The organism is Longimicrobiaceae bacterium, assembly GCA_035936415.1.
GTDB lineage: Bacteria > Gemmatimonadota > Gemmatimonadetes > Longimicrobiales > Longimicrobiaceae > JAFAYN01.
The window spans coordinates 1-9,580 of record DASYWD010000489.1 but is presented as its reverse complement, the minus strand read 5'-3'; the positions used below and the strand labels follow the sequence as shown (position 1 = coordinate 9,580).

Annotated in this window: 6 protein-coding genes and 1 riboswitch; of the genes, 4 read left to right on the top strand and 2 right to left on the bottom strand. The window is 72.3% G+C overall.

The window, feature by feature from the left end:
• Positions 1–43: 43 nt before the first annotated feature.
• Positions 44–1,072, bottom strand: a complete 1,029-nt coding sequence (locus tag VGR37_19850) for an amino acid dehydrogenase (protein HEV2149664.1) — start codon at positions 1,070–1,072, stop codon at positions 44–46.
• A 326-nt stretch (positions 1,073–1,398) separates the two neighbouring features.
• Between VGR37_19850 and VGR37_19845 the strand changes: the two genes are divergently transcribed.
• Complete coding sequence (locus tag VGR37_19845; protein HEV2149663.1) at positions 1,399–1,776, top strand: hypothetical protein; 378 nt, start codon at positions 1,399–1,401, stop codon at positions 1,774–1,776.
• Between the two features lie 84 nt (positions 1,777–1,860).
• On the opposite strand, the gene carB is transcribed toward VGR37_19845, so the two are convergent.
• Positions 1,861–5,112, bottom strand: coding sequence for a carbamoyl-phosphate synthase large subunit (gene carB / locus VGR37_19840; protein ID HEV2149662.1), 3,252 nt, complete (start codon positions 5,110–5,112; stop codon positions 1,861–1,863).
• 308 nt (positions 5,113–5,420) lie between these two features.
• Here carB and VGR37_19835 point away from each other — a divergent pair, with 308 nt between their 5' ends.
• The 3 genes from VGR37_19835 to VGR37_19825 all read left to right on the top strand — a co-directional run bounded on the left by VGR37_19835 (position 5,421) and on the right by VGR37_19825 (position 9,523).
• The gene (locus VGR37_19835) at positions 5,421–5,855 is read left to right on the top strand and encodes a hypothetical protein (GenBank protein ID HEV2149661.1); all 435 of its coding nucleotides are present in this window, start codon (positions 5,421–5,423) and stop codon (positions 5,853–5,855) included.
• A gap of 163 nt (positions 5,856–6,018) precedes the next feature.
• Positions 6,019–7,695 (top strand): patatin-like phospholipase family protein, encoded by a 1,677-nt coding sequence (locus VGR37_19830; GenBank protein HEV2149660.1) that lies wholly within the window; start codon positions 6,019–6,021, stop codon positions 7,693–7,695.
• A 274-nt stretch (positions 7,696–7,969) separates the two neighbouring features.
• A riboswitch (cyclic di-GMP riboswitch) is annotated at positions 7,970–8,051 on the top strand.
• A gap of 53 nt (positions 8,052–8,104) precedes the next feature.
• Positions 8,105–9,523 carry a S8 family serine peptidase gene (locus tag VGR37_19825; protein ID HEV2149659.1) on the top strand — a complete coding sequence of 473 codons (1,419 nt, stop codon included), beginning with the start codon at positions 8,105–8,107 and terminating at the stop codon, positions 9,521–9,523.
• Positions 9,524–9,580: the final 57 nt, after the last annotated feature.

Genomic DNA, 9,580 nt, shown 5'->3' with positions numbered 1-9,580 from the left:
GAGGGGGCCCTTCCAAGAAGGAGGGCCCCCTCGCGCGTCGCGTTCACCCGTTCGCCAGCCGCGCTTCCGCCAGCAGGTCCGCCGCGCGCTCCGGGGTGATCCCCCGCGCCTCCGCCATCCGCAGCACGGTGAGCATGGTGTCGTGGATCGCTTCCACCCGCGCCACGCCGACGGCCGGGTCCTCGCCGCGGAAGTCGCCCAGGCCCGCGATCACCCCGCCGCCGTTCGCGACGTAGTCCGGCGCGTAGAGGATCCCCCGCTCCACGAGCGCGTCGCCATGGCGGGGCTCCAGGAGCTGGTTGTTGGCCCCGCCGCAGACGATCCCCGCCGCCAGCCGCGGAATGGTGGCGTCGTTCAGGACGCCCCCCAGCGCGCAGGGGGCGAACACGTCGGCCGGGACGGCGTAGACGGCGTCCGGGGCGACGGTCTCCGCCCCGCACTCCGCCGCCACCCGCTCCGCACGCGCGGGGTCCACGTCCGCCACGGTCAGCCGGGCGCCTGCGTCCCGGAGCAGGAGCGCCAGGTGCCGGCCCACGTTCCCGCACCCCTGCAGCGCCACGGCGAGCCCGGCCAGCTCCGCGCTCCCGCGGCGGTGGAGCACCGCCGCCTGCATCGCGCGGAAGACGCCGCGGGCGGTGTGCGGCGAGGGGTCGCCCAGGCGGTGCGCCAGCCCGCCGACGTGCGGCGTCTCCTCCGCGATCCAGGCCATGTCCTCGGGGCCGGTCCCCACGTCCTCGCCCGTGCTGAAGCTCCCCCCGAACGCCGCGACGAAACGCCCGTGCGCCCGGAAGAGCGCCCGCCGGTCCGCGATGGTCTCCGGCGCCAGGATGACCGCCTTCCCCCCGCCCGCATCCAGCCCTGCCACCGCGTTCTTGTACGTCATCCCCCGCGACAGGCGGAGCGCGTCCGTGAGCGCCTCCTCGCGCGAGCCGTAGCGCCAGAGCCGGGTGCCGCCCACCGCCGGACCCAGCGCGGTGCTGTGCACGGCGACTATGGCGCGGTACCCCGCGTCTGGCTCCTCGGCGTAGGCGACCCGCTCGTAGCCGGTGACAGGGATCTCCTCGATGCGCACGTACGGACCTCCGTTCAGGCATGGCATGCCCCCGCGCCCTGCGGAGGTGCCGTAGAATGCGGGCCGGGAGCGCGGCCGGAAAGGCTTCCCGGACGGGACAGTCACAAGCCCCTTGCGCGCGCCGCAGTAAGCGCGCATAGGTAATGACAGATGATGGAGGCGATTCGAAGCGACGTAGCGCTGCGGCTGCCGTCTCGTCCAGCCCCCACTCACCAGGAGGTCGTATGCGGCGCCTAGCAACACTGTCCGTTGCGGTCCTGTCCCTCGCCACCGCCGGGTGCGGCGACACACCGGTTCAGCCGGGAACGGAGCGGGCCGCGCCCGTCGTGCGCTCGACTGCGGGGACGCTCTCGGTGTCCATCTCCAGCCAGCCGGCGGAGTACGCCAGCCCGGGGATGTACGTGGGGGTGAACGCCGCGGTCGGCGGCGGGAGCGGCACCTACCACTACCGCTGGACCGCCGAGTGGGAGGTGGGGCGGACGACCCTGGCCGAAGGATGGGGCGTGAGCGGGGCATCCCACACCTTCCCGGACGTCTCCTACGTCATCTACGAGGTGGAGGTGTACGACACCTGGGGGAACACCGGGTACGCCTACCACATCGTGCGGCGCCAGTCCAGCGGCGGTGGTACTGGAGGCGGAGGAGGCGGGGGTGGGGGTGGGGGCGGTGGCGGACTCTGCGACCCGAACTGCGAGATCCAGTGACGGGGAGCGGCGCCCCGCCGCAACATGAAAACGGCTCCGGGAGGCTGGCCGCTCCCGGAGCCGTTCCGCGTCCGGCGTTCCTGTCTACACCCCCGCCGGCTCCGCCGTCCGCACCAGCCCGGCCGTGCGCTCCTGGATGGACTTCACCTCGCGCCGGCCGGCCCAGAGCGCCACGATGGCGTCCGCTGCCGCGGACGCCGCGGACATGGTGGTGATGTACGGCACCCCGTGCGCGATGGCGGCCCGGCGCGTGGCGTAGTCGTCGTACTGCGACTCCTTCCCCAGGGGGGTGTTGACGAGCAGCGCCACCTCGCCGGAGATGATCCGGTCGGCCATGTTGGGGCGGCCCTCGTTGACCTTGAACACCTGCTCGCAGGGGATTCCGCGGGCCCGGAGGTAGCGCGCCGTCCCGCCCGTGGCCGCGATGCGAAAGCCCATGTCGTGCAGCCGCCGGACGATGGGCGTCACCGTGGGCTTGTCCGGGTCGTTCACCGTGACGATCACCGTCCCTTCGCGCGGCAGCTCCATCCCGGCCGAGATCTGCGCCTTGGCGAAGGCCATCCCGAACGAGTCGTCGAAGCCCATGGCCTCGCCCGTGGAGCGCATCTCCGGCCCCAGGAGCGGGTCCACCCCGGGCATCTTGTTGAAGGGGAACACGGACTCCTTCACCGCCACACCCCCCACCGGGATCTCTTCCGGGAGGGCGAAGTCCGCCAGCTTCTCCCCCGCCATGAGCCGCGCCGCGATCCGGGCGATGGGCACCCCCGTGGCCTTGGAGACGAAGGGCACCGTACGAGAGGCCCGCGGGTTCACCTCGATCACGTAGACGGTCCCCTGGAACACGGCGTACTGCACGTTGATGAGCCCCACCACGCCCAGCTCCAGGGCGAAGCGGCGGGTGTGCTCGCGCATCTCCGCGATCTCCCGGTCGCCCAGGAGGTACGGGGGAAGGACGCAGGCCGAGTCGCCGGAGTGGATCCCGGCCTCCTCGATGTGCTGCATCAGCCCGCCGATCACCACCGTCTCGCCGTCGCAGAGGGCGTCCACGTCGGCCTCGAAGGCGTCCTCCAGGAAGCGGTCGATGAGCACCGGCCGCTCGTGCGACACCTCCACCGCGCGGGCGAAGTAGCCGCGCAGCGAGGGCTCGTCGTAGACGATCTCCATCCCCCGCCCCCCCAGCACGTACGAGGGGCGCACCAGCACCGGGTAGCCGATGCGGGACGCGATCTCCACGGCCTGGTCGGCGGCGACCGCCGTGCCGTTGGGCGGCTGCTGCACCCCCAGGCGGCGCGCCAGCTCCTCGAATCGCTCGCGGTCCTCGGCGGCGTCGATGGAATCCACCGGCGTCCCCCAGATGGGCACCCCGGCATCCTCCAGCCCCTGCGCCAGCTTGAGCGGGGTCTGCCCGCCGAGCTGCACGATGACGCCCTCCGGCTGCTCCAACCGGACGATCTCCAGCACGTCCTCCAGCGTCAGCGGCTCGAAGTACAGCTTGTCGGAGATGTCGAAGTCGGTGGAGTTGGTCTCCGGGTTGGAGTTGACCATGATGGTCTCGAACCCGGCCTCGCGCAGCGCCAGGGCGGCCTGGACGCAGCAGTAGTCGAACTCCACCCCCTGCCCGATGCGGATGGGCCCGGAGCCCAGGATCACCACCTTGCGCCGGTCGGAGCGGACGGACTCGTTCTCGTCGGCGTAGGTGGAGTACAGGTACGGGGTCCGCGCCGGGAACTCGCCGGCACAGGTGTCCACCATGTTGTAGACGGGGTGGACGCCCAGGCCCCAGCGGCGCTCGCGGGCGGCGGCCTCGCTCTCGCCGCGGATGCGGGCGAGCTGCGCGTCGGAGAAGCCCAGCCGCTTCATCCGCCGCAGCTCGCCGGGGGTGACCTCCGGCAGCTCGGCGTAGCCGCGCTCGGCGTCCACCAGGTCGCGGAGCTGCGCCAGGAACCAGGGGTCGATCCCGGTGGCACCGGCGATCTCCTCCAGCGGCATCCCGGCCTCCATCGCGCGCTTGACCTGGAAGGGGCGCTCGGGGGTGGGGCGGCGCAGGGCGCGGCGCAGCGACTCGGGGGTGTCGTCCGGGAGCCGGTCGTCGGCCAGGGTCTTCCCCGCCTCCCACCCGGGGCGGCCGATCTCCAGCGCGCGGATGGCCTTCTGCCACGCCTGCCGGAAGGTGCGGCCGATGGCCATGCTCTCGCCCACGGCCTTCATCTGCACGCCCAGCGTGGGGTCCGCGGCCGGGAACTTCTCGAAGGCGAAGCGGGGGAACTTCACCACCACGTAGTCCAGCGTCGGCTCGAAGGAGGCCGGCGTGGTCCCGGTGATGGCGTTGGGGAGCTCGTCCAGTGTGTAGCCCACGGCCAGCTTGGCGCCGATGCGGGCGATTGGGTAGCCGGTCGCCTTGGAGGCGAGGGCGGAGGAGCGGGACACCCGGGGGTTCATCTCCACCACCAGCAGCTCGCCGTTGGCGGGGTTGACGGCGAACTGGACGTTGCAGCCGCCGGCCTCCACGCCGATCTCGCGGATGATGGCGATGGCGGCGTCGCGCATCCGCTGGTACTCGACGTCGGTGAGCGTCTGCGCCGGCGCCACGGTGATGGAGTCGCCGGTGTGGACGCCCATGGGGTCGAAGTTCTCGATGGAGCAGATGATGACGACGTTGTCGGCGCCGTCGCGCATCACCTCCAGCTCGAACTCCTTCCACCCGATGACGCTGCGGTCGATCAGCACCTCGCTCACGGGAGACAGCTCGATCCCGCGCCGCACCTGCTCCTCGAACTCCTCGCGGTTGTAGGCGATGCCGCCGCCGGTGCCGCCCAGGGTGAAGCTGGGGCGGATGATGGCGGGGTAGCCGGTGTCCTCCACGATCCGGAGCGCGTCCTCCCACGACCGGGCGAAGCCGCCGTGCGGCAGCTTCAGCCCGATGCGGCGCATGGCCTTGGCGAACTCGCTCCGGTCCTCGGCCATGCGGATGGCGCGCGCGTTGGCGCCGATCAGCTCCACGCCGTGCCGCGCCAGCACCCCGCTGTCGTGCAGCTCCAGCGCCACGTTGAGCGCGGTCTGCCCGCCCATCGTCGGGAGGACGGCGTCGGGCTTCTCCTTCGCGATCACCCGCTCCACCCACTCGGGGGTGATGGGCTCGATGTAGGTGGCGTCGGCCAGGTCGGGGTCCGTCATGATCGTGGCCGGGTTGCTGTTGACCAGGATCACGCGGTACCCCTCCTCGCGCAGCGCGCGGACGGCCTGCGTGCCGCTGTAGTCGAACTCGGCGGCCTGCCCGATCACGATGGGGCCGGAGCCGAGGATCAGGATGCTCTGTAGGTCGGTGCGCTTGGGCATCTATCCACCGTCGGGGCGCGGGGTTCTCGGGCGCGTGCGCGTGCGCCGGTCCCTCCTGCGGGGGAGGGGCCGGCGCGGATCGGGCTGTCGGTTGTCGTCGGGAGGGGAATATAGGACGCGGGGGCGGGCGGGGAAAGAACCCGTGCTCCCCCACTTCACATGCGATGATCGCGCGAGTCGTACACCGCGCGCTCGTGCCTGCTGCCGCTCTTGAAAGCCCGAAGGGTCCGGCGTAGCTTCCGGAGCACCTGCCGACGCTCCGCGCACCATCTTTTCCGCGGAGCCCCACTCCCGATCCCGACCCGACCATGAACCCGCTCTCCCGCGCCCTCGTCCTGGGTCTGGCGCTCGCCGCCACCGCCTGCGCCTCCTCGCCCGGCAACGTCGCCCGGCCCGCGAACGCCAGCGCGGCCCGCGGCAGCAGCTCCAACGTGATCACGCACGAGGAAATCGTCGCCACCGGGGCCGCCAACGCCCTGGAGATCGTCCGGTCGCTGCGTCCCGCGTGGCTGCGGACGCGCGGGAGCCAGAGCCTGCGCCGCGATGACGACGACAACCTCGTGGTGTACCTCAACAACGCCCGGCTCGGGCCGCCCGCTGCCCTCCAGCAGGTGGCCGCCGCCGACGTGGGTACCATCCGCTTCTTCAACGCCGCCGCGGCCAACTACCGCTTCGGACCGGGACACAGCCACGGCGCCATCCAGGTGATCAGCGAGGGGGCCGATCCGTCGCGGATCCGCTGAGCCCGGAGCTGCATCCGCCCGGGCACGACGAGGGGGAGGCCACGCGGCCTCCCCCTCGTTCTTTTCTCCCCGCGCACCGATCAGCGGGAAATCTGGCGGGAAACGCCACCCGGCAGCATCTTGGGGGCGTCGGACCTTCCCCACCTCCCTCCCGCAGAAAACCATGAGCGTCCAGCCCCTCGTCGCGGCCGCCGGGCCCGCGAACGCCGATGCCACCCCCCCGGCAGGCCTCCCCGAGCCCGCCGGAGCCCCCCGCCGCGCCCACGGCACGCTTGGCGCCATCGCCCTGGCGCTCTCGGGCGGAGGGTACCGCGCCGCGGGGTTCCACCTGGGGGTGCTGCGCCTGCTGGAGCGCGTGGGGCTGCTGGGCGACGTGGTGGCGCTCTCCACCGTGTCGGGGGGCACCATCTTCGGCGCTGCGTGGGTGAAGAGCCTGCTGGACGGAAAGTCCTTCGGGGACTTCGCGGCGGGCTTCGCCGCGTTCCTGCGGCGCACCAACGTGATCCGCGACGCGCTGGCGGGGCTGGCCTCCTCCCGCGGTCACGGGCACCCGTCGTCCCCCTCGCTGATCCGCGCGGCGGCCGGCGTGTACGCCTCCCCGGACTTCCTGGGGGAGCGCCGCCTGGGAGAGGTGCTGGAGAGCCCCGCCCTCCCCCTGGACGAGGTGATCTTCAACAGCACCGAGTTCCGCAGCGGGGTGGACTTCCGCTTCCGCCGCAGCGCCAACCCGCGCGCCATGATCGGCAACGGCAACTTCCCCGTCCCGCGCGAAGCGGCGGCGCGGGCCCGCCTGGCGGACGTGGTCGCCGCATCGTCGTGCTTTCCCAGCGCCTTCGAGCCCTTCGTCTTTCCGCAGCAGTTCCGCTGGCCGGCAGACTTTCCCCTCCCCGAGGTGCAGACCGCGCTGGCGAGGGCCGGGTGGCCGGAGGGCGCGTGGAAAGCCGGGCTGCCGCTGATGGACGGCGGCGTCTACGACAACCAGGGCGTGGGGAGCGTGCTCCTCTCCTACCGCGAGGCCGCGGACGCGCCGCTGCTGCTGGTGTGCGACACCAGCCCCCCGGACCCGGACCTCTACCCGCCGCCTCCGGCCGGCCGCCGCGGCTTCCTGACGCTGGGAGCCGCGCGCGTGGCGGGGTGGCTCGTCTTCATCGCCGCGGTGCTGTCGGCGGGGGCGGTGGCCTTCGCGGCGTGGACGGACCCGGACCGCTCCATCCTGTGGCGCGTCCTCGTCTACGGCGTCCCGCTCCTGCTCTCGGTGGTGGTTGCCGGGGGGATGCTCTGGATGCGGGGGCTGGTACGGCAGGCGAGAGAGGTGCTGCGGGAAAAGGTCCAGGTGCGCGACGCCTGGGCCGACCTGCAGCGGCTCACCGTCCGCGAGGCCCTGCACATGCTGGAGGTCCGGGTGGGGTCGCTCGTGGCGCTGGCCTCCAGCGTCTTCATGAAGCGCGTCCGCCAGCTGGTGTACGGTACCGCCTTCACCGACGACGCCTTCAAGAACCGCCTCGCGCCTGCCCTGATCTACTCGCTCACCCGCGGGTCGAGCCTCTTCGCGACGCATCCCTGGCTGAGGCCCGGCCCCGGGCTGCAGGAGCTCGCGAGGCGCGCCAGCTCCGTCCCCACCGCGCTCTGGCTCACCGACGACGCCGAGCTGGACACCCTGGCCGACGCAGGCGAGGCCACCGCCTGCTTCACCCTCCTGAAGTTCGTGCTCCGCGACGCGGACGGCCGCCTGGCCGCGGGCGATGCGGCCCGCGCCGACCTGCTGGAGCGCCTCCGGCGCGAGTGGGCAGAGATCGGCCGCCGCGCCGGAGACACCGGGGCCAGCTTGGCGGGTGTGTGATGCGCCCGGAGTTTGGCCGATGTGGCACGAAGCAGCTAGATGTTTGCCCCGCAAGCGTTTGAGCACGTTTCGCACCCCTTGACGAACGGCCGTCCTCGGCGTACGGTTAATGCACGCATAAGGCCGGACACGCTCCGGAGCCACGTGCGCCCTGGACTCGCTGTACTTCTCCCGTTAAAAAGGCAGAGCCACGGCTTCTGAGCCGGCGCCTGGCGCCGGCTCGCCCGCGCTCCGCCCCGCTCGCCAGTCCGGTTCGGAGGTCGTCCCATCCTCCTTGGCCGAAAGGCACCCCGGTCGCGAGGCCGGTCCGCAAAGCCGGGGATCTCGGTAGGATCCGAGATAGTCCAGCTGCCGAGGGAACGCTGCCGGCGCCCGCGCCGGCTCCACCCCGCCTCAGCGGAGACACGCAATGCATCACTTCCGTCTCGCCTCCTTCCTCCTGGCCGGCACCGTCGCGCTGTCGGCCTGCGCGGACGACGTCACCGCCCCGGCGGCCACGCACGCTCCCGCCGACGCGGTGTTCAGCGCCGGCTCGCCGGAGGCAGGCCGCCACCTCTTCGTCTTCACGACAAGGAGCATCCCCGCCGACTTCGGGGCCCGCGTGGCCGCCGCCGGGGGGACGATCGAGAAGGCGTTCGCGCAGCTCGGCATCGCCGCCACGCAGGGCCTCAGCCCCGAGGCCGCGGAGAGCCTGGGCGCGGCGGCCGACGTGGCCCACTGGAACCCCGAGATCCAGGTGGTCCTGGACGCGCCCGTGGGCGAGATGATCCTCGACGCCATCGAGGACGAGGTGCTGTCGGAGCCGGCGAGCCCCGGCAACCCCACCACCGCGAGCTTCTACCCCCGCCAGTGGCACCTGCGCCAGATCGGCGCGGACCGGGCGTGGGCGGCGGGCCGCCTGGGCTCGCGTAAGGTCAAGGTGGGGATCCTGGACACCGGGATCGACTACCGGCACGCGGACCTGGCCGGCCTGGTCGACCTCTCGCTCTCGAAGTCCTTCATCCCGTCGGAGAACGCTGTCGTCCAGCAGCTCTTCCCGGGCGCGCACGAGGTAGCCGACCTCCACTACCACGGCACCCACGTCGCGGCGACCGTCGCCAGCAACGCCGTCGCGGCTGCGGGCGTCACCTCCAACGTCACGCTCGTCGGCCTGAAGGTCCTGAACCGCAACGGAAGCGGCAGCACGTTCGGCACGCTCAACGCGATCGAGTACGCGGCCGACGTCGGCCTGGACGTGATCAACATGAGCCTGGGGATCCCCGTGGCGCTGCCGCGCCGCGACAACGCAGCGTTCAACGAGATGATCAACCGCGTCATGACGTACGCGCACTCCAGGGGCGTGACCGTGATCGTGGCGGCCGGCAACGAGAACATGGACCTGGACAAGCTGGGCAACGCCATCAAGGTCTACTGCACGGCCTCGACGGTGGCCTGCATCTCCGCGACGGGCCCGACCTCCCGCACCGCGGTGAACGGCCCCTGGCAGAACATCGATGCCAAGGCCAGCTACAGCAACTACGGGCGCGCCTACGTCCACGTGGCCGCCCCGGGCGGCAACGGCTCCAGCAGCGTGACCGCGGCGTGCTCCGGCTTCAGCCTCAACGTCCCGGTCTGCCGGACGGGCACCTTCGTCGTCGGCCTGAACGGCACCAGCATGGCCTCCCCGCACGCCGCCGGCCTGGCCGCGCTGATGGTGGAGAGGTACGGCCGGAAGCCGTCGGAGGTGAAGGAGGCGCTCGCCAAGTTCTCGGACGACCTGGGCCCGCTCGGCAACGACCCGGTCTACGGGAAGGGCCGCATCAACGTGGCGAAGGCGCTCGGCCTTTAAAGGCCTCCCCTCGCCGCAGGGGAACGGAACGAGGAGGGCGGCCCCCCCGCGGGGGGC

What these genes read in the sequence shown, in the direction of transcription:
- VGR37_19830 (HEV2149660.1), top strand. Translation starts at nt 6,019, where the DNA reads ATGAGCGTCCAGCCCCTCGTCGCGGCCGCCGGGCCCGCGAACGCCGAT.
- carB (HEV2149662.1), bottom strand. Translation starts at nt 5,112, where the DNA reads ATGCCCAAGCGCACCGACCTACAGAGCATCCTGATCCTCGGCTCCGGC.
- VGR37_19835 (HEV2149661.1), top strand. Translation starts at nt 5,421, where the DNA reads ATGAACCCGCTCTCCCGCGCCCTCGTCCTGGGTCTGGCGCTCGCCGCC.
- VGR37_19825 (HEV2149659.1), top strand. Translation starts at nt 8,105, where the DNA reads ATGCATCACTTCCGTCTCGCCTCCTTCCTCCTGGCCGGCACCGTCGCG.